Origin of the sequence: Vagococcus lutrae (assembly GCF_023299185.1) — a bacterium.
GTDB lineage: Bacteria > Bacillota > Bacilli > Lactobacillales > Vagococcaceae > Vagococcus_A > Vagococcus_A lutrae.
In genome coordinates, this window is record NZ_CP097017.1 from 515,575 (window position 1) to 540,969 (window position 25,395).

Here is a 25,395-nt window from a genome sequence, read left to right on the forward strand (position 1 = left end):
TGTATCATTAAAAACTCATGAGATACAGAGTTTTTTACATAATAACAAAAAACACTTTACAAATAACCATTATTTGTAAAGTGTTTTGACTTTTATTTTAAAACATTTTTGAGATACTGCCCGGTATAGCTTTCTTCTACACTGGCAATCTCTTCAGGGGTTCCAGTCGCTATCACTGTTCCGCCACCTGCACCACCTTCTGGACCTAAGTCAATGACGTGGTCGGCTGTTTTAATAACATCAAGATTATGTTCAATCACTAAAACCGTATTTCCCGCATCTACTAAACGATTTAAAACTTCTAATAATCGTTTAATATCATCAGAATGTAAGCCCGTTGTCGGCTCATCTAAAATATAAAAACTTTGGCCACTTTGTCGTTTGTGAAGCTCACTCGCTAATTTCATTCGCTGTGCTTCACCACCAGACAAGGTAGTCGCTGGCTGTCCAAGCGTAATATATCCCAGTCCAACATCGACTATGGTTTGCAGCTTTCGCTGAATTTTTGGAATTGATTCAAAAAATTCAACCGCTTCTTCAACTCGCATTTCTAAAACATCTGCGATATTTTTCCCTTTATAATGGACTTCTAACGTTTCAGAGTTATAACGTTTCCCATGACATACTTCACACGGAACATAGACGTCAGGCAAAAAGTGCATTTCAATTTTAATAATACCATCTCCGCGACAAGCTTCACAGCGTCCACCTTTTACGTTAAAACTAAAACGACCTTTTTTATAGCCACGAACCTTCGCTTCATTTGTCATCGCAAACAAATCGCGAATATCGTCAAATACGCTAGTGTAAGTTGCGGGATTACTTCTTGGTGTCCGACCAATAGGACTTTGGTCAATATCGATAATTTTTTCAATCGTTTCATAGCCTGTTATTTCACGATATTTACCGGGACGGGCACTGTTACCATTTAGCTTTTGAGCCAAAGCGCGTTTTAAGATACTGTTAACAAGCGTGCTTTTACCCGAACCAGATACCCCTGTCACTGCTACGAATTGTCCCATTGGAAAATCAACATCGATATTTTTCAAATTATTTTCTGATGCCCCTTTAACTTGGACGGATTGCCCGGTTGACGGACGACGTTTTTCAGGCACGGCTATTTGTTTCTTACCAGATAAATACTGCCCTGTTAAAGAATTTTCTTGTGCTTCCACTTCTTCAGGAGTCCCTGCTGCCACGATTTCGCCGCCGTGTTCACCGGCACCAGGTCCGATATCGATTAAATAGTCAGCTGCTCGCATCGTGTCTTCATCATGCTCGACTACGATTAACGTATTGCCTAAATCTCGCATTTTTTTCAGGGACTCAATCAGACGGTCGTTATCACGCTGATGTAACCCTATTGAGGGTTCGTCTAAAATATACATGACACCTGACAAGTTCGAGCCAATTTGTGTCGCTAATCTAATACGCTGAGCCTCACCACCTGAAAGTGTACCCGATGCACGACTTAATGTTAAATAGTCTAATCCGACATTTTCTAAAAATGTCAATCGGTCTATTAATTCTTTTAAAATTGGACGAGCGATGAGTTGATGCTGTTCGGAAAGTGTCAACTCTCTAAAAAATGTCAACGCGTCGGTAATCGACAAGGCCGTCACTTCACCAATATGCTTACCGGCTACTTTAACAGATAAAGCTTGCGGATTTAATCGATAACCATGACAACTTTGGCATTGTAACTCTGTCATATATAAACGCATTTGTTCGCGCGTATAGTCACTGTTTGTTTCATGATAGCGACGGTTAATGTTATTCAAGACGCCTTCAAACGGAACTTCCACATCTCGAACGCCTCCAAAGTCATTTTCATAATGAAAATGAAACGTTTGTCCGTTTGACCCTTTTAATACTAAATCTTTAGCGGTTTGTGGTAGCTCTTCAAAAGGCGTATCCATATCGATATCAAATGCTAGACATGCTTGTTCTAGCATTTGCGGATAATAATTCGAGCTAATCGGATTCCAAGGCACTAACGCTCCTTCACGCAACGTTTTCTTTTTATCTGGTACAACTAAGTCTGGGTCGACTTCTAATTTAATACTCAATCCGTCACAATCTGGACACGCTCCAAACGGCGCATTAAAAGAGAACAAACGCGGTTCCAATTCGCCTATCGTAAATCCACAGTACGGACACGCATAATGCTCACTAAAGAGTATTTCTTCTTGTCCCATCACATCGACTAAAGCATAACCTTCTGCTAAACGTAGCGCCGCTTCAAATGAATCAAATAAACGAGAACGAATACCTTCTTTCACGATAATTCGGTCGATGACAATCGCAATCGAATGTTTTTTATTTTTTTCTAATTCTGGGACTTCTGTCACATCATACGTTTCGCCATCAACACGCACACGAACGTATCCTTGTTTTTTAATCATCTCAAATACTTTTTTATGTTGCCCTTTTTTCTTAACAATAATCGGCGCGAGAAGTTGAATTTTCGAGCGTTCTTCCAACGCCATGACTCTGTCCACCATTTGTTCGACAGATTGACTTGCAATTTCCGTGCCGTCATTAGGACAAATCGGCGTCCCTACTCTAGCATATAAAAGTCGCAAGTAGTCATAAATCTCTGTAACAGTTCCAACAGTAGAACGTGGATTTTTACTAGTCGTCTTTTGGTCGATCGAAATAGCTGGACTAAGTCCATCAATACTATCGACATCCGGTTTATCCATTTGTCCTAAAAACTGGCGGGCGTAAGAAGATAAGCTTTCTACATACCGTCTTTGTCCTTCAGCATAAAGAGTGTCAAACGCCAACGAACTTTTCCCAGAGCCCGATAACCCCGTTACAACTACGAGTTGATCCCGTGGTATCGTGACATCAATATTTTTCAAATTATGAGCACGCGCACCGTGTATTACAATCTTATCATTTGCCATGCTATCTCCTCCTGAATCCTATCTTTTTCCTTTTAATTCTAATAATGCATCACGCAAGGTAGCCGCCCTTTCAAAATCTAATGCTTTGGCCGCTTCTTTCATTTCATGTTCCATTTCCAGCATGACTTTTTCTTTTTCAGATTTATCTAAATTCGCATAGTTATCTACTAAGCTAAATGATTCGTCTTCTTCTGCCACTTTTGAAATGCGAATTAAATCGCGAATTTCTTTTTTAATAGTTTTCGGTACAATACCATGTTCTTCGTTATAAGTTTGTTGAATTTCACGGCGTCGAGCAGTTTCGTCCATTGCTTTTTTCATTGAGTCAGTTATTTTATCAGCATACATGATGACGCGACCATTTTCATTACGCGCGGCTCGTCCGATTGTTTGAACTAACGAACGCTCACTTCTCAAGAAGCCTTCCTTATCGGCATCTAATATGGCGATTAAAGAAACTTCTGGCACGTCCAACCCTTCACGCAGTAAGTTAATACCAATAAGGACATCGTATTCTCCTAAACGTAAATCGCGAATTAATTCTGTTCTTTCTAACGTCTTAATGTCACTATGTAAATATTTGACTTTCATCCCTAATTCTTTCAAGTAATCGGTTAAATCTTCCGACATCTTTTTAGTTAAAGTCGTGACAAACACCCGCTCGTCGCGGTCAACTCGCTCATTGATTTCGCCGACTAGGTCATCAATTTGCCCCATAATTGGACGAACTTCGATTAACGGATCTAATAAACCAGTCGGGCGAATAATTTGCTCGACAACGGTATCCGTTCTTTCTAATTCATAAGGTCCTGGTGTAGCTGAAACATAAATAATCTGATTCACGTGTTTCTCAAACTCTTCTAAACGCAAGGGACGGTTATCCAAAGCACTTGGCAAACGAAAACCGTGGTCAACTAACATTTTCTTACGTGCTTGGTCACCGTTATACATACCACGAATTTGCGGTAAGCTTACGTGCGACTCATCAGCGACGATTAGGAAATCTTCTGGGAAAAAGTCTAATAAGGTGTAAGGCGCTTCTCCCGGTTCACGTCCGTCCATATGACGAGAGTAATTTTCAATACCCGAACAATATCCCATTTCACGCATCATTTCAATATCGTAATTCGTCCGTTGTTCTAAACGTTGAGCTTCAAGCAACTGGTCGTTTGCTCTTAACTCTGCTAATCGCTCTTTTAACTCTGCTTGAATTTTTTCAATCGACGTTTCCATATGAGCTGCATCCGTTACGAAGTGAGTCGCTGGAAAAATAGAAACATGTTTACGATCGGCTAATATTTCTCCCGTTAGCGCATCAACTTCACGAATACGCTCGATTTCATCTCCAAAAAACTCAATGCGCAAAGCATGTTCATCACGAGAAGCTGGAAAAATCTCGACAACATCTCCACGGACACGAAAACGTCCTCGTTGAAAATCAATATCATTGCGCTCAAACTGAATCGTTACAAGACGTTCTAATAATTCTTGGCGGTCAATTTCCATACCTTCTCGAAGTGATAAAACTTTCGCTTGATATTCGTTTGGATCACCTAATCCATAGATACAAGAAACTGAAGCTACCACAATCACATCGTTACGTTCTAACAACGAACTTGTTGCCGAGTGACGCAGTTTATCTATTTCATCATTCACGCTCGCATCTTTTTCGATAAATGTATCACTACTTGGAACATAGGCCTCCGGCTGATAGTAATCATAATAACTAACAAAATACTCGACTGCATTGTTAGGAAAAAACTCTTTAAATTCGCTGTACAGCTGACCAGCTAACGTTTTATTATGTGCAATGACCAAGGTTGGTTTATTTACTTCTTGAATAACATTTGAAATAGTAAAAGTCTTTCCTGTTCCAGTCGCACCTAATAATATTTGTTCTTTTTTATTGTTTTTTAAGCCTGTCACTAGCTGTTTAATTGCTTCTGGTTGATCGCCATTTGGCTGATAATTGGAAACTAATTGAAACTGTCTATTCTCTTCACGTTCAATCATAAGTCCGCTCCTTTTACTCTTAAATCGTGTTGTCTAATACTCTCTATTTTAACATAGCGAACATACTTTCGCTATTATTTCGGTTTATTTTACTCATCAAATAAGATAAAAAAAGAGTGGTTCACACCACTCTTTAAAATGTGTATTCTGATGTCTTGCCTCCACCATGTTCATAAGTGAGATTTTCCATTTCTTTAGGAAAAATAATTTCTGTATATAACGGAGAGATGGTGTCATAAAATCCAAGTGAGGCATACGACATGTCTTTTAACTGATAACTATACCCTTTTCTGACAGGTGTTTCCACCTCATCTGAAAACGTGATATATTTCGTCGAACGACTAATTTTATACAGTTTATCATGCGCTTTAAAATAATAAAGGTAACGTGTGCTCCCTAGATAAGTGATAACATCTTCTTCCAAAATCTCTGACTTATCATATAGACCAATTTCTTCTATTTTTGGTTTATCTAATAATTTTGCTGGATGATAATGATAATACTGATAACGAAATGCCTTTGGACGCCGATCGCGCATTGCCGGTGTTACTAAACGCGATAAATGATCATAGTCTTTTGTTGACTTTGTTCCAGATATCATGGCATAGATAAGTCCGCTTCCTGTTAATACTATGATAAACAACGTCAGGTATCTCATCTTCTTTTTTAAAGGAAGACGATACAGTAAAAAGAAAATTAAAACAAATAAAACCAATCCTGTTATAAGAAATAAAATGGGAAGCGTGATATAAATAAATTTTTCTGAAGCTAACCACTCATCTGCCGTCATATTAGCTTTCTCCTTTCGTACTTCCACGAATAATTAACTCTGGGTCAAACAAGCGGTTGCCTTGAGGTGCTCCTTTTTGTTCAATTTTATTCAACAGCATTTTAGCACAAGCTGACCCCATTTCCACCACATTTTGTTTAATCGTCGTCAATCTTGGATAGGCAATTTGATCTAAAAACACCCCGTCAAAACCGACTATACCAAAATCATGTGGAATTGTTGCTTCTTTTGCTAGTAATCCTCGCTGAATACCAAATGCCAAACGATCGGAACTGCATACAAAGGCGGTATTTTTTGAAAAGCTTGCAAAATTTTCATCGATGTATCGGGCTGTGTAGCGTGAGCGATTATCAAACTTTAAAATTTGAGGAAGCATATCCGCCTCTTGCATCGCATTAATATAGCCTGCTTCTCTAGAAAACTCAAAAGGCTCCATAACATCAATTCCGATAAAAATGATATGTTCGTATCCACACGCAAGCGCATGTTTCGTCGCCAAATAAGTGCCTTGTTGATTATTAGTATCAACAAAATCATAGCCATAGCGATTTTCTCCAAAAAGGATGACAGGTTTCTCGATACCATTTATCCAGTCATAATCCTTATCACGCATTCCTGTAATGATATAGCCATCACATTGTCCAATATCAAAACTGTTCTCTGACACAAGTTGCAAGGAATACTGATGATTATCTAATTCTTTTGAAATTCCCATCAACAAATTCATGTAGTATGGTTCAGTCGTATCCATCTCTTCTAAGATAAAAAGTTTAATCACTTGCGTGCGATTATGTGCCAATGCTTTTGCCGCCACATTAGGCTTATAATTGAGCTCTTTCATTGCCTGAAATACTAATTCTTTTAACTCATCCGTGACTTGCTCTGGATGATTAATCACTCTTGAAACTGTCATTTTTGATACATTTGCTCGTTTGGCAACATCGGTTAGCGTAACCATTTTGTTCCTCCTAGACCATTCCTTTAATAAGCTTATTATAGCGATTTTAAAAATAAATTGCTAGCTGATTTTAATTTTGGGGGTTGACAATGTAATTTAAGCATGAGATAGTAAGACACAATAAAATAAAAAAATCAGAAAAGAACAGTAGTGATGAATCTCAGCGTTCAGAGAATTGACGGTTGGTGCGAGTCAAACAGGATTCAATCATGAATTACATCTTTTTAACAAGCTGATTCGTTTCATCTCACGATAGCAGATGATAAAGATGACTTAAGGTGCACATTAAGTCAATTTAGGGTGGTACCGCGAATATCTCGCCCCTATCAATCGACATGATTGATAGGGGCTTTTTTTATTTTATTTAACACACTTACACATATTAAAAGGAGGCACATTATGACTAAAACCATTACATTCAAAGAAGCAGCATTTATATTTGTTACTATGTTAGGCATCATCGGGGTGAGCGTCATTTATCTTGGTTTGTCGCCGATTGTGCCGATTATTCTTACTTTAGCACTTCTCATTTTATGGGGAAAATGGCGTCGTCACTCATGGCAAAATATACATGACGGAATTCAAGAAGGCGTTGCGACAGGAATTATTCCCATGCTTATATTTCTTTTAATCGGTGCCTTAATTGCCAGCTGGATTGCTGCTGGTATTATCCCAGCTATGATGGTCGTTGGCTTTAAACTAGTAAACGTGAATTACTTCATTCCTTCCGCTTTCGTCGTCTGTGCGATTATCGGAACATCGATTGGAAGTGCCTTTACAACAGCTTCCACTGTCGGCTTGGCACTCATGGGGATGGGGATTAGCTTGGGCTTTAATCCTGCGTTATTAGCTGGTGCTATTATTTCTGGTGCGGTGTTTGGTGATAAAATGTCACCTCTATCCGACACAACTAACTTAGCTGCAGCCGTAGCTGGTACTGACTTGTTTAAACATATCAAAAACATGATGTGGACGACCGTTCCAGCTTTTATTCTTTCACTGATTTTATTTTTTATATTAGGTAATCAAACACATGCGACTCAAGGTACAGCTGAGATTAATTTATTGATCGATACGTTAAAAAGTGAGTTTCATATAGGATGGTTTTCAGCCATACCGATTTTATTAATGGTTGGTTCTTCACTTTTAAAAATGCCAGCCATTGCAACCCTTCTACTAAATATTAGTGTTTCAATTGGGCTGTATGTTATACAATCTCCATCAGCAACGATTAAGCAAATTGCAACTATCATCGAACAAGGCTTCGTTGCAGAGACTGGTGTCGAAAATTTAGACGCTCTGCTCAGTCGTGGGGGACTAAATAGTATGCTAGGCTCTATCGCACTCATCTTGTTGACACTTTCACTCGGTGGTTTATTGATGAAGTTTGGAATTATCGAAGCGTTAATGGCTCCTTTAGCCGAAAGATTAACATCTCCAACTAGTTTAATTTCAGCGACTGTCATAGGGGGTATCTTAGCCAATGTTTTAATTGGCGAACAATACCTATCGATTATTTTACCAGGTAAGGCTATGAAACCTTCTTTCGATAAATCTTCCCTTGACCCTACTGCTTTATCTCGCGCTTTGGAAGATTCTGGAACTGTCTTTAATACATTGATTCCATGGGGAGTTAGTGGTGTTTTCATGGCCGCTACGTTAGGCGTCCCGACACTTGTATACTTGCCATTTTGTTTCTTTAACTTACTATCTCCCATTCTTTCAATTGCTTCCGGTGTAACTGGAATCGGATTAAGTGAAAAAGAACCCATAACGGCTTAAAAAAAACTGCGACTCGTGAAAGTCGCAGTTTTTTTATTTTGGTGAAACACCCGCTAAACCATAATTTTCTTTTTTCATTTCTTCGATAACGACGGTAACCGCCTCTTGTTTTGCTCCCGTTGTTTTAACAACTGTTTCAGTTACTTCTTTAATAAGTGCTTGTTTTTGTTCAACGGTTCTTCCTTCTAACATTTGAACTGTTACGATTGGCATACTTAATCCTTCTTTCTTATTTATACTCTATCCTTTGGCAAATAGCTTTCTGGAATAGGTTCAAAGTGACTAAATAATGATATTTCCTGATTTAATAGATAAGTAACAAACTCTGTCATCTTTACTGTATCACAAAGTTGTGATGTCGCATCGCCTATTTTACCTTCCACAGCTACACCGTAATCTAAGAACGGTTGATACAACTTGTTATATTTCTCTGACGTACTTCCATAGTGACGTCGTTGTGGCGAATCGATGACTTGTCCATTTACTTTAACTTTCAGCGGTTGTCTTTCAATCGTCATTCGGTCGGGTACATCTACGATTTCTTCAATACCATGAATAAACGTATTACGATTATGATTAACCCCTATCAATAAGACTTTTGCTTTTCGGTCTAACATATGGCCTATCCAACCGTTTGGCGGTGCGGGTGTATCAAACTGTTCTGCGCCTTCCGTAAAGATATCTACTTCTGACGGTTTCCCGTAGGCCGCTAGCGAATGTGTCGGATGCCACGAGCGTTTTACGCCTTCCCGATGTCGAAAAATTTCAGGCATAATCCCTATACAAGGTTGTTCTGTTTCCGGGTTAAAAATAGGGTTTTCTTCATTAATTTGTCGCCAAGTATGCGTCGGTACAAGTAACAGTCCTTCATTTAAATAGGTCATCAAAGCGTCAATTAATGTGTCAACGCCATTTTCCATAGGCCCAACGGCTTTCACTGACGTATGAACCAAAACGGTATCTGTCGGCAATAAACCAAGTTTTTCAAAATCTTTTTTCAATGATTTAACTGTATGCAATCATTATTCGCTCCCTATCTTTATTTAATCAAACGTACGCTCTTTCTTAACGCGTACCGTCCGTTCCATTTCCTTTAAACCAACCTGTTTTACAATTAATTGTGACGAGATAAAAAGGCATTTCAGCTTTTGGCCATGGCTGCAATAGTGGTGACTCGGCATTCGTAGCATATAAATCATAATATCCCTGTCCGTCACGTATTTCTTTTTTAACCAAGGTATAACCACCGTCAACAATATATCCACGACGTAAACACTCTGCAAGCACTTGCTCTTTCACTCCAGGCGCCCAAGCCCATGCATCGCTAGCATTTGGGTCGTCTTGTGGATTCACTTTTTGCTTCTGAGCTTTCTCTGCTTCTAATTTCTTTCTATTTTCTTCTTCCTCTTTTTTCTTAGCTGCTTCTTGTTCTTCTTTCTTTTTAGCTTCTTGTTCATCAAACGTTAAAATAATTTGCTTCATCGAGTCATTTAACGACGTTTTAATCTTAGGATGAGTCACCTGTTGAACAAGTTGATTCGCTTCGTCAATCTCTTTCTTCGTTAGATTTTCTTTCGGTTGCTTATCATCATTCATTAAGGCTTTCACAGCCTTCTGCGCTTCCTGTCTAACTTTCAATTGTAGCTTCGTTTCTTCTAACGCATGATTGATCATTTTATCAAACTCATCTTTTTCTGAATTAACTGGACGTGTTAGAATTTCATCCACATTTTCTTTTAAGATTGCTTGATCGTTAAGGGTATTACCTACAATATAATTGTTTTCGTAGTACTGATTAATACTCTGTTGTTTTTTAAATCGGTCATGAATATCGACGGACATTTTGGTCAATTCTTTTTGATACGCATCATTATCAACCGCGTCAATACGTTTATCCGCTCTTAAAATTTTATCTTCCGTTATCCCAGCATTGAGAAAGATATGCTGTTCATCAAAGTATAGCTTTTCAAAAGCCAGTGTCGTTTTTTGATAGGCCTGTTCAACCTTTTCAAGACGTTCAGCTTCTTTTGCGTCAGCATATTTTTTCCCTAATAATCCCGCGCCGACCAACGCTAATAAAATGACCACTATTACGCTCCATTTGCGTGACGATTTTTTCTTTTCACGTGCGGGATGAACGTTTGGTTTCTTCTCTTGTTTCTCATTTTTAGTACTTGGCGCTTCTTTATCACTTGTTTTTTGAGCCGTTTCATCTTTCATATCGGAAGATTTACTGGTTGATTCTTGATTATTTTCTTCATCTATATTTAATAGCTTAGCTAATTGAGGTTCACGACGGCGCCGTTTTGGCGTCTCAGAAATATTCGTATGCTGATTTACTTCTCCACAATGGGGACAAGCATCTAGTGTTTCATCATACGTTTCATGACATTTGGTACATTGAATCATTTTAGACATGATTTACTCTCCACTTCCTTTTTTAATCTGTGTTCTATTTTATCATAAAATGACAAGAGTGCCTATTACGATTGTATCTCGATATGATGACAGAAAAAATCTGCTAGTGATATCACTAGCAGATTTTCATTTATTGGATATCAAAACCGTCAATCGAAAGATTCGTAATATAACCTTGTACTTCATTGTCTACCAGTTTCGCTGAAAAGTGCACCCTATCAGACGCTTGTAAGAAAAGAGCAAGCGTATTATCGGCTTCACTGGCCGTATAAATACGATTATCATCCAACACAAACTTAATAATAACACCATCACTTGTTTCAATAGGTGAAGTCAAGCGAACAATTTGTCCACTTATTTCAGTCTCTGTTACTTTAGAGGTAGCTGTCACATTACTCCGTTTTTCTCCCAGTTTTAAACGATAAACTTGCAGCGCTTTATCAACTGTATCTTCCATTGCCAAAATATCGGTATCCGTCGCGTTAACATAAGCAATTTTTTTGAAAATACCGTTTTTATCAAGCATGGAAACAACCCATGTAGGAACGCCGTCAATATTATATAGAAGAGGCATATTTCCGACTAGTTTTTTCTCTGGATAGACTAAATTTACAAGGCTGAGAAGACCCTCACTATCCATCATATTTTTCTTACTATAATAGGTTAATTCTCCTGTACGTGCATTGATATAAGAATATCCGATAGCAGAATCATCGCTATTAGATGGGGAAGTAAAATCAGTAAAGTAAAGCATCTCACCTTTTTCATTAAAAATAGGTGTCACTTCGTCTTCAGTCCCGTTCGTTGTCGCAAGTTTTACTCCTTTTTTTGCAAGCTGACTGTTCAACCAACCTTCTTCATACTTACCATATACACTATTCATCTCACTAGCCATTTCTGGAGAGATAGGCGCATCTATAAATTTTGGCACATCTTTCAAATCGTATAAAGTAACCTTGCCTGTCTCAGTATCAAGGACAGCGATTTTCATCTTTTTATAGTTCGGGTTTTCTGAAATACCTCGAGGACGGTACAAGGTTTGCACATAGTAAGCCTTACCGTTGTCATCGATTTCTAATTGTGGTACACCCATTGATTTATAGCGAGCACTTGCAAAGTAAATTTTACGAGCGGCGTCTTTAAAAAAGTAAGCACTCGGAATATACGTCATTTCACGCTTAACCGGTACCGGTTGTTCATAAACATCCGTAGCAGACATTTTTAAATAACCTTCTGATGCGCCTGCTTTTAACCATCGCCATATACCTTTAAACTCTAATGGTGCGACATACACGACGTCACCGGCTATTTTTTGAACTTGCAACTCCCCTAATTCATAAAACTGTTGATTATCAAATTGATTCATCGATTTTTTCATCTTGTTTCGCACGGTTTTTGGTGGAATCGTAACTGGCGTATCATCTTTATCTAGCTCAGGTGTATCTTGACCCTCCACTAGCGTTAGTGTGCTATACACATGTTTCTTACTGGCAATATCATACGTAAAAGAAGCCCCTAATAATAATACGAAGCTCCCTACTAGAATCAAAGCCAGTTTGATTGATGAATGATTTTTAGCTGATGAAATGACATCCGCATTTCTTTCCGCTAAATAGACTACGCCTACAGCGATAAGGCCGATAATAATATTATGACTTAAATAATTTAATAATGACTTACTAGGTAAGACCGTCCATATATATACCATTTGTAATAGAATAACGGCTATCGTACTGCTAATCAGCCATTTTCTCTGATTCTTATTCACCTTAAATTGTTGTTTTACAAGAAAACCAATACAGATAATAAGATACATAATACTATTCAACCCAATTTGACCTAACATCATTTGACTCTCCTCCTTTATACCTTAAGATTAAAGAAATGCGCACAAAACTGCAATACATCGTAAGTCTTATTTTGCCTTTTTCTTAAGCTTCTCTTGTTTCTGTTTAAAGTTATTATCATTTTATGATGGATGTGATATGATAGACTCTGTTAAATTATTGTTTTGTGATATTTACGATCGGAGGAACTAACATGAGTATGAGAAGTCAACTCGCGATTTTAACTGGTAAAACAACACAGTGGGTGCTCAAAACTTTTTTTAAAGGTGGCAGCAGTTTACCAGGTAAATTGGCTTTAAAAATAGATCCGCACGTTTTAAATAAACTCGCTCAAAATTATGAAATCATTGTTGTAACGGGTACAAATGGTAAAACTCTCACGACTGCTTTAACAGTCAATATTCTAGAGCAACAATACGGCCCAGTTCTAACTAATACTACTGGTGCGAACATGCTTCAAGGTATTGTTTCGACATTTTTAAGTCAACCAGCAGCCAAACGCGAAAAAAAATATGCTGTGCTAGAAATTGACGAAGCTAGCTTAACAAAAGTTACGGAGTATTTGACCCCTTCTCTCTTTGTCTTTACTAATATCTTTAGAGATCAGATGGATCGGTATGGCGAAATTTATTCTACCTATCAAATGATTGTAGATGGTGCAGCTAAGGCTCCAAATGCCCCAATTTTAGCAAATGGTGATTTACCCATCTTCAATTCTATTGACACTGTCAATCCTAGAGAGTATTTTGGCTTTGACCATCAAGAAGATGTAGAGCAAATGGCTCACTTCAATACAGACGGAGTCGTTTGCCCAAACTGTCATCATATCTTACACTACAAAATGATTACCTATAGCAATCAAGGTAAATATTACTGTCCACATTGCCACTTTAAGCGACCTGAATTAGATGTGAAATTAACAAGCATTGATGCGATGACCAATCAATCGGCCGCATTTACTATTGAGAATGAGCCTTATCAGATAGAAGTCGGAGGCCTATATAACGTTTATAATGCCTTAGCAGCAACCGCTGTGGGACATCACTATCATGTCTCACCAGAAAACATTCGCAAAGGATTAGCGCATGACCAAAAAGTATTTGGGCGCCAAGAAGTCATACAGATTGAAGACAAAGAATGTACACTTGTTTTAGTTAAAAATCCTGTGGGACTTAATCAAGTCATTGACTTAATGGCATTAGCACCACAACCTTTTTCACTCGTCCACTTACTAAACGCTAATTATGCTGACGGGATAGATATTAGTTGGATTTGGGACGGTCATTATGAAGAGTTAAGTGAGATGACAATTCCTCACGTAATAACTGGCGGTCAACGCCATGAAGATATTACCTTACGTTTAAAAGTCGCCGGATTTTCTAATGAAGATATTACCGTACGACCAGAAATTACAGAAGTGATTAAAGCAATCAAAGAATTACCAACCGAACGCGTCTTTATTTTAGCTACTTATACCGCAGTACTAGAATTACGTAAAGAACTGGCGCAACAAGGCTATCTCGAAGGAGGTATGGCGTAATGTCACAGTACAGTTTAAACGTCTGTCATTTATATGGAAACTTATTAAATACTTATGGCGATAACGGTAATCTACTTGTTCTAGACTATCTAGCTCGTCAAGCGAATATTGACTTTCACTCTGAAATCATTAGTATCGATGAAGAGCTAGATGAAACTCAGTACGATTTGTTCTTTTTTGGCGGCGGACAAGACTTTGAGCAAACTATCGTGTCACGCGATATTCCACGTAAAGCCAAAGCCATTACGCGCTTTATTGAAAATGACGGAGTCATGTTGGCGATTTGTGGTGGTTATCAGTTATTAGGTCACTATTATATGGGGGCTGACGGTCAAAAAATTAAAGGAATTAGCGCTATTGATTATTACACTTTAAGTCAAGATAACAACCGTTTTATTGGAGATGTTCGCATTGTCAATGAGGTCTTTAATGAAGAATATGTCGGCTTTGAAAACCATAATGGCATGACTTTCTTAGGAGAAGGGTTACAACCACTCGGTCGAGTTATTGAAGGATACGGTAACAACGGTCAAGACCAAACAGAAGGCGTACATTACCGCAATACATTTGGTTCTTATTTCCACGGCCCTATCTTAGCACGCAATTTGAACCTTGCTAAGCGAATATTAATCACCGCGTTAGAAAAAAAATATCAAGAGAGCTTTGAACATCTATTTCAAGACAAATAAAAAAGTGCCATACGGCACTTTTTTTATTTGTCTATCTGATTTTCCATTTCTGGTTCAATAAAAATATCACGAGTAAAGCCTTCACCAATGACACTCTGAGCATCGTTAATCGTCACAAACGCTTGTGGGTCTACTTCATTGATAATCGTTTGAATTGGGATTAATTGTTCACGACTAATGACCACATATAAAATCTTTTTCGGTTCACGTTTATAATAACCCACTCCATCCATCATCGTAATACCACGACTTAACTGCGCATCAACTTCAGCAGCAATCTCTTCATACTTATCTGAAATAATCATGACCGTTTTCTTCGGATTTGATCCTTCTAAAATAAAGTCTAATAGCTTAGTCGACACACTCAACGAGATAACAGTCAGAATCATATTTTCCAAACCAATAACTATGACAGATGGGACAACGACAATCAAGTCAAAAAATAACAACGCATAGCTTGTATTCCAACCAAAATGCTTATTCATAATTTTAGCTAAAATGGCACTACCAGCTGTGGTGCCGTCACCTTTCATGATTAAGCCCATACCAACTCCCATAACAGAACCAGCTGCTATAGCTGCTACAATACCTTCTTGAGGAATGAAGCCCCAGCCTTCTGTTATTTTTAAAAAGAATGACATAACACCAATGGCATAAAATGTAAAAATAATCGTTTTTCGGTCTAAAAACTTATAACCTAGTGTCAAAATAATCGTATTTAAAAATATATTTGTCAGAGCCGGTGAGATACCATGAGTATAATATAGAATCATCGTAACCCCAGTGACTCCCCCTTCTCCTAAATCATTAGGCAAAGCAAAAACATTCACTGCTAAAGCAAATATGAATGCTCCCACTGTCATTTTTACAAGATCCCAAAATAATCGTTTTTTATCTATTTTCATCTCATCACTCCTCTTCTTCACGCATAATCTACCTTACTAAAAGCTTGGCTTTTATGCAACCCTCTTTTCACAAAATATGCATGAAACGGTTATCATTTTAAGATTGATAATATAATTTCCACTATTATCACAAAATAAAAAAACTAGAAATTTCTTTCTAGTTTTTTCACTGAACTAACTTTTTATAGAAGTGTTACATTTGTTTCAAATTCTGGACTGTTAGCAATTGTGTCGTGTACTGGACATGTGGCATTAATAAATTCAACAAACGCTGCGATTTCTTCTTCAGTATTGTCAGCATCGATGAAAAAGTTTGATGTCATTTTTGAAAAACCAATTTTAGCATCTTTATTTTTACCCATGAAACCGTCTGTGTCTAAGACACCTTCAAGTTCCACACGAATATCATTTAATTTAATCTTATGCATTCTTGCAAAAGAACGTGCCACAATAACTTTACATGCTCCTAATGAACATAATAACGCTTCCACTGGTGTCATACCTTCATCAGTACCACCAACATTTTTCGGTTCATCTAATACAAACTCAAAGTCACGCGCACGACACGCTACTTGAAGTCCTTTAATTGATTGTGTTTCTGCTTTGTAAATTTCTACTGCCATCTATATGACCTCCTTCAATAATTAAGTAAAGTTTATCACAAACTAAATCGTTTGCAATAGATTTGCTCAATTTTTAGCAAATTCTTACAAATAAAAAGAGCAGCTCACGCTACTCTTTTCAAAAATTAATGATAGAAGTCAAATTTTCCTTTTTTAAACATAACAGATGGGCTACCAACTTGTAAAAGAGACTTATCAACAATACCTTTTTTCATTGCTGAAGCGATAAATCCTTTAAAGTTTTTACCAAAGGCGTTACCAATTGCATTATTATTACCAATAGAAGCAACTGTTCCTTTTGATTGGTATACGAAATCTGTTAAAGGTTGATTTTTTAATGTTGCTTCAATATTATCAGCTACAACATCTGCTTGTGCTAATGCAATTTGAGCGGTTGTTGGATATGGACGTCCTGACGCCTCATCCATCACTGCACTGACATCCCCAATCATAAAGATATCTTCATGCTCTGGCACTGTCAACGTACTATTGACCATGACACGTCCACGACGTTCGTCAAAACCTGAAGCACCGATAACGCTAGAACCTCTAACGCCTGTTGTCCAAATGATGGTATGTGCATCAACTTCTTTAAGTTCGTCATTTTGTTCATATACGACAGATGTTTCTTTGATTTCTTTAATAGGTGTTCCAACGATAAACTCAACACCGCGTTTTTCAAGAACATCCACACAGTAATCTGAAAGTTCTTCAGTAAACATTGGTAACAGTTTAGGCATCGCTTCAATACACGTAATCTTAACTTGGTTAGCTGGGAATTTATATTTATCCGCTAGCTTAGGAATACGGTTAGTAATTTCACCTAAATACTCGATACTTGTAAAGCCTGCTCCACAAACTACGACACTTAAGTCTTTTGGATCTTGACTATGCTGATAATTAGCTAAGTTTTTATCCAATTCAGCTAAAGCACGTTCAGCTGTTGGAATATTAACTAGCTCATAAGCAAACTCATCCACACCTGGGATTCCGAAGCTTTCAGACTCAAAACCAAGCGCAACGACTAAATAATCATAGCTAATTGTTTGACCAGAAGCCAGTTTGACTTGTTTTTGGTCCTTTTCAATTAATTCTACTGTATCTTTGACGAAACGTACTTTTTTATCATCAATTACTTCCACAACATCAAAGCAAATCTTATCTGCTTTACTTGTTCCAGCTGCTACTTCATGTAATAAAGTAGATTCATAATGGTAGTCATTTTTGTTGATTAATGTTATCTCAATATCCAAGTTCTTCTTTTGCAATTGCTTAACCGTACGCAAACCTGCATAACCAGCACCTAAGACAACAATATGTTTTTTACTCACAATGATTCCTCCTAAATTTAAACACTTAACTCTTAAAAAATATAATATAAAATAGAATATAATATCGCTTCACATATTGTAACGCATTTTACAAAAAAAGAACAGTGTTCTGTTACATTTTTTCTGTAATCTGTTATAAAGCAAAAATAAAAACACGATGAATACCTTTTATCATCGTGTTTTTTCTTGATATAACAGTTTTGTTTCAAAAAGTGATTAACTCATAAAAAGTTTGTGAAACTTTTACATTAACCTCTCGTTTTTTCTTTTTTCCAAAAGAGTGTTAAAACAAGCGTTATCGATAAAATAAAGACAACCGTATAGTAAGGATAATGTGGATTTAAATCTATGAGCGTACCCGATAATAGAGGTCCGACAATATTTCCCACACTAGTTAAAGCGGAGTTCAACCCACTTACCGCTCCTTGATGATTTCCTGCATTTTTGGATAAGAAAGTTGTAATGGCAGGTCGCAATAAATCAAATGCCAAAAAGATGACAAATGTCGCGCCCACTACGACCCAATAGTTCGTTGTAATCACAATAGCCACCACAAATACTACGCTTAGTATTAAACACAGACGAATTAAACCAATCTCACCAAAGCGTTGGACTAATTGGTCGAAAAAGACAACTTGTGCAATCAATGCTAACACTCCACTACCTGTAACAACCATAGCGATATCGTTCATTGTAAAACCAAAGTTTAAATCAACATAGATACCGTACATTGACTCAAATGCAGCCAACCCAAACGCATTTATCAAGATGATAATAAAAGGAAAAAATAAGACCGGATCAAAAAGTGTCTGTAATAATGACGGCGCCGGCTGTTGACTATCGTGATGATGTTCTTTAACAGGTTCCTTTAATAAAAATACAGCGAGTAAAAAGCCAAGAAATCCAAGAGCACCTGCTGAGTAAAAAGGTAATCGCACGGATATATTTCCTAGAAACCCACCAATTCCGGGGCCTATGATAAATCCACCACTAATTGCACCAGAAACCCACCCCATTGCTTTAGGACGTTCTTCTATAGAAGTCATATCTGCTACAAACGCCATAACCGACGGCATGATTAACGCGGCAGACACACCACCTAAGGCACGTGAAAAGTACAGAATCGAAACATCTTCTGCTAAACCGAAAATAACTTCTGATATGGCAAAGAGCAACATGCCGATTGCAATCATCTTTTTACGTCCGTGCTTATCAGAAAGTCGACCCGCGATAGGTGAACAGATTAACTGTGCAATAGCAAAGATAGCAACTAATAGACCCATTGTACTACCAGACAGTCCCATCAGTTTCTTCATCGCTGGCATAACTGGAATAACTAAACCAATCCCTAAAAATACTACGAATAAATTGGCGATAACAATCAATATCATCCGTTTATGTGAAACTTCATTATTATTCATTTATTCACCTTCTCTTTTTTGTTTATCTTTTATATTATGCCGATTTTTTGATTGTTTGACAAGAGATATTTTTTCATGTTGAATAGTAAAAAAGACAGCGATAAAAATCAAGGTAAAAGAAAAGAGGTTTACTATGTACCCGAATACCCTTAAATTCATTCAACAGCTCATTCATGAAGGAACTATTCCAGGGGCTGTATTTAATATCATTGACCAAAATAGAATGATGCAAAAAGCTCTCGGATCCCGTCAAGTTCTTCCGGTAAAAGAAGAGATGACATCGGACACGCTATTTGATATTGCTTCGTTAACCAAAGTAGTCGGCACTACTACCGTAATTTTAAAACTTATTGAAAATAACCATGTGGCTCCAACTGACACGCTAAAGCAACACCTACCTGAGTTTCATGATGATAGCGTGACAATTCAACAACTATTAACTCACACGAGTGGCATTAACAGTTTTATACCGAATCGTGATTCACTAACAGCCGATGAATTGATTAGCGCATATATGAAACTCCCTATCGATAAAGAAAAACAAAATGCAGAAGTTGTTTATACAGACACAGGGACTATTTTACTTGGACTTATGATTGAAAAACACTATCAAAAACCGATTCAAGAAGTTATTCAAGCAGAAGTTTTAGTTCCATTAAATATGAAACAAAGTACATTTTACCCTCAAGAACATAGTCTGCCAATCGCTCCTACTGAATATTCTTTTGCACGGGGATTAATTAAAGGAGAGGTTCATGATCCCAAAGCCGCTTGTTTACAAGAACGTTGCGGAAGCGCCGGTCTATTCTCTACTATCCGAGATTTAACTAATTTTGTTTCCATGCTGTTTGCAAATGGTAAAACACAAAATCATCAACGTTTTTTAAACGCTCAGACACTTCGTTTATTAACAAAAAATTGGAATGATGACCATTTAAAACCTCGAACTTTAGGTTGGGATTTATTGCCGACAAACAATCAAACTCATGCATTATTTCATACTGGATATACTGGTACCTTTATGATTGTAGATTTAGAAACTAAACAAGCATTTATCTTTCTTTCAAACCGTGTTCATCCTTTGGATAATCGGCCGCTTTACATCGCGCGACGGAATGAGCTTATTGCCACGTATTTATCAGAAAAAAACCAATAAAACATCTAGCGAGATGGAAACGGCCTTTATCGAATTGGCAGTTCCATTCGCTAGATGTTTTTTTATAATTCATCAGTTTCTTCTTCAGATGTAAAGTCGTCAACAATGACTTGTTTTAATGGTCGGTCCATTTTCATGCGGTTTAAATCGAGAATGAGTGGGACATGTTCGACTACAACATCGCTATACTCTAATCCAAACCAACTAGTAGGAGCAACGGTAATGCTTTTAATAGCTAATTTCGTATGCATAATAAATTGTTCATACGCTGTCAAACCAGAATCTACACGAGACAACTCTTCTTTGATTAAGATAAAGGAGAAATCTCCGACAATCCTGCCAGGCATAATCGTGTATTTCTGCGGTTGTTCTTCAATCATTCCTTGTTCCATTAAGTCGTTAACAATTTGACGTAAGTACTTATTTACGTCTTGACTCATACGAAATCCTAGATGAAGCTGCACGTTAACCACACAGTCTGTTCCCATCATATCGACGTGATATTCTTTAGTAAAAGGTTCATCCGTTACCAGTACATTAACAAACCAGTATACTTTCGCACGTTTTGGAGATTTATCAAGAATGGAATAGACTATCTCTTTACCAATGCGATGTCCTTTAAGGTTACTTGTCAAAAAGACAGCATTCGTTTGATATAAAGGAATCGACTCATCATGACTAAGCTCTACCAATTGATCCACGTAATCCGATAAATCAACACTTTCTGACACTTTATTTTGAATTAAACGACTTTGTTGCCAAACTACCATGACAAATAAAATCATTAAAGCCATCAATACGGCCACGAAACCACCATGTAAGAATTTCGTTGCACTGGAGATAAAGAAAATTGTTTCAACAAACATAAAGAAAAAGAAAATGCCGAATGAAATAATTTTCGGTACAGCTTGTTGTAAAAGATAAAACAATAACAAAATAGTTGTCATTAACATCGTAATCGTAATCGCTAGTCCATAAGCTGCTTCCAATCGAGCCGACGTTTTAAAGAAAAAGACTAACGATACACAGCCAACAAAAAGCAACCAGTTCACAACGGGAATATATAATTGTCCTTTATTATCAGTTGGATAGACAATTTTTAAACGTGGTAACAATCGTAACTTAATCGCTTCTGAAACCAGTGTATAAGAACCTGATATCAAGGCTTGTGACGCAATGACTGCTGCAATCGTTGCAAAAATAACACCGATGACAGATAAACTTTGAGGCATCATTCTGAAAAAAGGATTTAACATTTCTATCCCTTGATAATAAGGGTCTCGATGAACAGATAAAATCCATGCTGCTTGCCCAAAGTAATTAAGTAACAAACAAATCTTAATATACGGCCATGAACCTAAAATATTTTTTCTTCCAACATGACCCATATCAGAGTACAAAGCTTCAGCTCCCGTAGTAGCTAGAAACACACTCCCTAAAATAAATAAGCCCGCTTTGTTTTCAGGACTAACCAAAATCTTAAACGCGTAATATGGATTTAGCGCACGTAATACCGTCCAGTCGTTTGAGAAGTTGTACAACCCTATTAAGCCTAAAAAAGTAAACCAACCGAGCATTACCGGTCCAAACGCTTTTCCTACTTTTTCAGTCCCTATTCGTTGAATCATAAATAAAATCGTAATAATCGTGATAGTAATAATAATAATAACATGTTGATTCTCTCCAAAAACATTATAAAAAGCAGGGATTCCTCGCAAACCTTCGATAGCTGTCGTAATCGTAACAGCTGGGGTCAAAACACCATCGGCAAGTAACGCTGCCCCACCTATCATCGCTGGTATAATCAAATATTTACTCATCTTTCTAACCAGTGTAAATAAAGAGAAAATACCTCCTTCTCCATGGTTGTCAGCACGCAATGCTATCAAAACATACTTAATTGTCGTTAATAGCGTCAACGTCCACACAATCAAAGAAACTGAACCAATAATAAAGTTCTCAGAAACTTCTGACAGGCCTCCATTTCCTTCAATAATGGCTTTCATGACATAGAGTGGACTCGTTCCAATATCGCCATAAACGACACCCATAGCAACGAGTGCGCCACCAATCTTAAATTGATCTCGCTTTTGCTTTTGTTCTTGTAACACTTATTATGCCTCCCATCTCTCTTCAAACATGAAAAAGGCCGGTTTTGACCTTTTTAGTCAACCGGTAACTCTGACAATTTTGATGGAGATAACTTTATGAATAGAAACAATTATAGTATTTTTATATTAATTGTCAATGCTTTTCGCGAACTTTCACACCGAAATAAAAAAAGCTAATTTAACGAGGGTTTTTATCTACTGTCTTCAGCTTATATGTTAAACTGAGTACAGTCAAATTATTCTAAAAAGGAGTTTTATCTATGCTTCGTTTACGACAATTTTTTCATGACAAAAAACTTTATTTTATCATGTTTTTTGTCCCAGTCATTATCATGATTATTTGCTATGCAATTATCGGCATCTACCCGGGTAGTAAATTAACTGTCATGGCCAGTGACTCTTTTTCACAGTTTTCAAATTTCCATGCGAGTTTTCGCCGTGTTCTAATTGAAGGTGATAGTTTATTCTATACATGGTACTCCGCTCTTGGTTTAAATTACTGGGCACTGATTTCTTATTATTTAGGAGGTATTTTTACTCCTTTAGTTTTGTTAGTACCTAATCATTTAATGCCCGACACCCTATACTTTCTGACCCTTTTAAAAATAGGCTGTGCGTCGATATCCTTTGGTTATTTCACACAAAAAACATTTCGACTATCCGATGCCAGTCATTTATTCTTAGCTTTTTCATACAGCTTAATGTCTTTTATCATCGGTCAATCAGAATTAATTATGTGGCTGGATGCTTTTGTCTGGCTGCCACTTATTTTTACAGGTATTCATCAAGTGACAAAAACTAGAAAAAGTCCTTTACTATTCTGGTCATACTTAATTTTATTTATTAGTAATTTTTATTTTGGTTTTATGATTGGTTTATTTTCGTTTCTCTACTTTTGTCTGTTAACTTGGAGCGATTGGGAACGGCGTAAAAAATACATTCTCGACTACTTCGTCACCGCCTTTTCTGCCGGCATCGCATCTATGATTATGATTTTACCTACTGTTTTCGATTTAAAAAACAATGGTGACGAACTTTCTAAGCTTCACTGGGGAAAGACCGAGGCGACTCAACTATTTGACTTATTTGCTAAGCAATTAATTGGCATCTATGATACAACTAAGTACGGCTCTATTCCCTTTACCTATGTAGGATTGCTCCCATTTTTAGTTGTTATTATATTTTTAGTTCAACCTAAAGTAAATAAACGTGTCAAAATAAGTGCCATCTTGCTCCTTACACTGCTGATGACAAGTTTTTATTGGGAACCGCTAAACCTAATGTGGCAAGGTTTTCACTCGCCAAACATGTTTCTATTTCGTTATAGTTTTCTTTTTTCATTTACCCTGTTATTAATCACTGCCTATACACTAGAACATCTTGAACGAGAGACGCTTAACTTGCTTCCTTTTTTATCTGTGGCATTTATTCCCATTATTGGTCTACTATACATGACTGTTTTTAAAACTGATTATCCATACATTAAATGGTATCACGTTGTTATCACTGCTGTCTTTTATCTCATCTATGCTGTCTGTCTATATAGTTATGCTAATACTGCACATGACACTCATACAAAAAAGAAGTGGACACTCGTGACACTCGCTATCATCGTCATAGAATTATCCTTAAATAGTTTCTTTATGACACAAGGTATTTTAGCTGATTGGAATTACCCTTCTCGTAGCCTATATAGCGAACCTTATAAAAAAACAGCTGAAAGTGTAGCCCGTATCAAAAAGCGACAAGGTTCTGAATTTTATCGAATGGAACAAATGACACCTGTCTCTGCCAACGATAGCTTAAATCATGGCTATCCTGGACTTAGTCAATTTTCTTCAATACGTAATACGAGAAGTGCGGAGATTCTCAATCTATTAGGATTTCGTTCACGTGGCGCCCATGCCAATACACGCTATCAAAATAATACATTACTAATGGATAGTCTTTTTGGTGTCAAGTACAATCTGACTAACGATACCCTATCGAAGTATCAGTTCGACTTAGTTGACCATGTTGATTCGATGTCAACCTATCAAAATCAACGTGCATTAAACTTAGGTCTTTTAACTGATAATCAAATACATACTTTTCAATTACCTGAAAATAATCCCTTACTTGCACAGGAAACACTACTCAATCAACTAGCAAGTACGGAAGAGCACTATTTTAGTTATCAGTATCCTTTGCCAACGCAACTTGATAATGCAACTATTACGTACGAGAATAGAAAATGGCAAATTAAAGAAAAACAAACCAATATTGGTAAAACGCTCTTTTTTACTATTACTGTTCCAGCGAATAAACAAGCCTACTTTAATTTATCTCCTTCTGATTTTAATCAGATTAAAAGTTCGAGTGCAACCATCTTAGTCAACGGTCGTAAAGTGAAATCGCAAATCAGTACAACAGGTCTTTTCTATGATTTAGGCTATTACGACGAAGAAACGGTCGTTTCATTCTCCATCGAATTTTTTGGAACGCCAGCCATTACAATCTGGACGCCTTATATTGTCTTATTGGATATCCCCTCGTTCGAACGCACATGGGATAAACTAAGTCAGCAACAAGTCGCGTTCGAAATGGGTAAGCGTTCTGCTACTGCTTCCTTTACGAGCGACAAAAAACAAACGTTATGGACAACAATTCCTTATGACAAAGGATGGCGCGCCTTTATCAATGAAAAAGAAGTAGACATTAAACCTTTTCAAGACGGTTTCATTACTATCCCGGTAGAAAAAGGAAAACAAACCCTTAATTTAATCTTCTTCCCTCAAGGTCTAAAGACAGGTATCTTCCTATTTTTTGTAGGAATCTCTAGCTACTATGCATTCTTATACAGACAAAAAAATAGACAGTAAAAAACACGTGAAAAGCAAGAACACTATACTTGCTTTTC

At 37.2% G+C, this 25,395-nt stretch carries 18 protein-coding genes; 5 read left to right on the top strand and 13 right to left on the bottom strand.

Translation table 11 applies throughout. The annotated features are described in order from the left end of the window. Nucleotides 1–92: 92 nt before the first annotated feature. From uvrA to M2919_RS02495, 4 genes are all read right to left on the bottom strand, one after another. Complete coding sequence (uvrA, locus tag M2919_RS02480; RefSeq protein ID WP_248849119.1) at nt 93–2,912, bottom strand: excinuclease ABC subunit UvrA; 2,820 nt, start codon at nt 2,910–2,912, stop codon at nt 93–95. An 18-nt stretch (nt 2,913–2,930) separates the two neighbouring features. Then, nucleotides 2,931–4,925, bottom strand: a complete 1,995-nt coding sequence (gene uvrB / locus M2919_RS02485; protein ID WP_248849120.1) for an excinuclease ABC subunit UvrB — start codon at nt 4,923–4,925, stop codon at nt 2,931–2,933. Nucleotides 4,926–5,058: 133 nt separating this feature from the next. Continuing rightward, nucleotides 5,059–5,715: a hypothetical protein gene (locus M2919_RS02490; RefSeq protein WP_248849121.1), complete on the bottom strand. Its 657-nt coding sequence runs from the start codon at nt 5,713–5,715 to the stop codon at nt 5,059–5,061. 1 nt (nt 5,716) lies between these two features. Then, a complete protein-coding gene (locus tag M2919_RS02495; protein ID WP_126763535.1) occupies nt 5,717–6,673 on the bottom strand; it encodes a LacI family DNA-binding transcriptional regulator in 957 nt (318 codons plus the stop codon). Between the two features lie 399 nt (nt 6,674–7,072). Between M2919_RS02495 and nhaC the strand changes: the two genes are divergently transcribed. Further along, nucleotides 7,073–8,455 (top strand): Na+/H+ antiporter NhaC, encoded by a 1,383-nt coding sequence (gene nhaC / locus M2919_RS02500; protein ID WP_202585361.1) that lies wholly within the window; start codon nt 7,073–7,075, stop codon nt 8,453–8,455. Nucleotides 8,456–8,488: 33 nt separating this feature from the next. Here the strand turns inward: nhaC and M2919_RS02505 are convergent, their stop codons facing one another. The 4 genes from M2919_RS02505 to M2919_RS02520 form a co-directional block, all read right to left on the bottom strand. Next, nucleotides 8,489–8,668: a 2-hydroxymuconate tautomerase gene (locus tag M2919_RS02505; protein ID WP_248849122.1), complete on the bottom strand. Its 180-nt coding sequence runs from the start codon at nt 8,666–8,668 to the stop codon at nt 8,489–8,491. Between the two features lie 20 nt (nt 8,669–8,688). Beyond that, complete coding sequence (locus M2919_RS02510) at nt 8,689–9,456, bottom strand: AAC(3) family N-acetyltransferase (RefSeq protein WP_248849123.1); 768 nt, start codon at nt 9,454–9,456, stop codon at nt 8,689–8,691. A gap of 64 nt (nt 9,457–9,520) precedes the next feature. Continuing rightward, the gene (locus tag M2919_RS02515) at nt 9,521–10,873 is read right to left on the bottom strand and encodes a cell division site-positioning protein MapZ family protein (protein ID WP_248849124.1); all 1,353 of its coding nucleotides are present in this window, start codon (nt 10,871–10,873) and stop codon (nt 9,521–9,523) included. Nucleotides 10,874–11,003: 130 nt separating this feature from the next. Then, nucleotides 11,004–12,722 (bottom strand): hypothetical protein, encoded by a 1,719-nt coding sequence (locus M2919_RS02520; protein WP_248849125.1) that lies wholly within the window; start codon nt 12,720–12,722, stop codon nt 11,004–11,006. 191 nt (nt 12,723–12,913) lie between these two features. On the opposite strand from M2919_RS02520, the gene M2919_RS02525 reads away from it, so the two are divergent. Together M2919_RS02525 and M2919_RS02530 are read left to right on the top strand one after the other, a co-directional pair. Then, the gene (locus M2919_RS02525; RefSeq protein ID WP_248849126.1) at nt 12,914–14,260 is read left to right on the top strand and encodes a Mur ligase family protein; all 1,347 of its coding nucleotides are present in this window, start codon (nt 12,914–12,916) and stop codon (nt 14,258–14,260) included. Continuing rightward, nucleotides 14,260–14,949, top strand: a complete 690-nt coding sequence (locus M2919_RS02530; protein ID WP_248849127.1) for a type 1 glutamine amidotransferase — start codon at nt 14,260–14,262, stop codon at nt 14,947–14,949. Before M2919_RS02525 ends, M2919_RS02530 begins: the two co-directional genes overlap by 1 nt. Before the next feature lie 23 nt (nt 14,950–14,972). Here M2919_RS02530 and M2919_RS02535 read toward each other — a convergent pair whose 3' ends face one another. The 4 genes from M2919_RS02535 to M2919_RS02550 all read right to left on the bottom strand — a co-directional run bounded on the left by M2919_RS02535 (nt 14,973) and on the right by M2919_RS02550 (nt 19,229). Beyond that, nucleotides 14,973–15,854 carry a YitT family protein gene (locus M2919_RS02535; RefSeq protein ID WP_126763549.1) on the bottom strand — a complete coding sequence of 294 codons (882 nt, stop codon included), beginning with the start codon at nt 15,852–15,854 and terminating at the stop codon, nt 14,973–14,975. 182 nt (nt 15,855–16,036) lie between these two features. Further along, complete coding sequence (locus M2919_RS02540) at nt 16,037–16,477, bottom strand: OsmC family protein (protein WP_126763552.1); 441 nt, start codon at nt 16,475–16,477, stop codon at nt 16,037–16,039. A gap of 125 nt (nt 16,478–16,602) precedes the next feature. Further along, nucleotides 16,603–17,808: an NAD(P)/FAD-dependent oxidoreductase gene (locus M2919_RS02545; protein ID WP_202585367.1), complete on the bottom strand. Its 1,206-nt coding sequence runs from the start codon at nt 17,806–17,808 to the stop codon at nt 16,603–16,605. Nucleotides 17,809–18,056: 248 nt separating this feature from the next. Next, the gene (locus tag M2919_RS02550; protein ID WP_248849128.1) at nt 18,057–19,229 is read right to left on the bottom strand and encodes an MFS transporter; all 1,173 of its coding nucleotides are present in this window, start codon (nt 19,227–19,229) and stop codon (nt 18,057–18,059) included. A 133-nt stretch (nt 19,230–19,362) separates the two neighbouring features. On the opposite strand from M2919_RS02550, the gene M2919_RS02555 reads away from it, so the two are divergent. Beyond that, complete coding sequence (locus M2919_RS02555) at nt 19,363–20,385, top strand: serine hydrolase domain-containing protein (RefSeq protein WP_248849129.1); 1,023 nt, start codon at nt 19,363–19,365, stop codon at nt 20,383–20,385. A gap of 62 nt (nt 20,386–20,447) precedes the next feature. Here the strand turns inward: M2919_RS02555 and M2919_RS02560 are convergent, their stop codons facing one another. After that, nucleotides 20,448–22,436: a KUP/HAK/KT family potassium transporter gene (locus M2919_RS02560; protein ID WP_126763576.1), complete on the bottom strand. Its 1,989-nt coding sequence runs from the start codon at nt 22,434–22,436 to the stop codon at nt 20,448–20,450. A 320-nt stretch (nt 22,437–22,756) separates the two neighbouring features. Here M2919_RS02560 and M2919_RS02565 point away from each other — a divergent pair, with 320 nt between their 5' ends. After that, the gene (locus M2919_RS02565; RefSeq protein WP_248849130.1) at nt 22,757–25,357 is read left to right on the top strand and encodes a YfhO family protein; all 2,601 of its coding nucleotides are present in this window, start codon (nt 22,757–22,759) and stop codon (nt 25,355–25,357) included. Nucleotides 25,358–25,395: the final 38 nt, after the last annotated feature.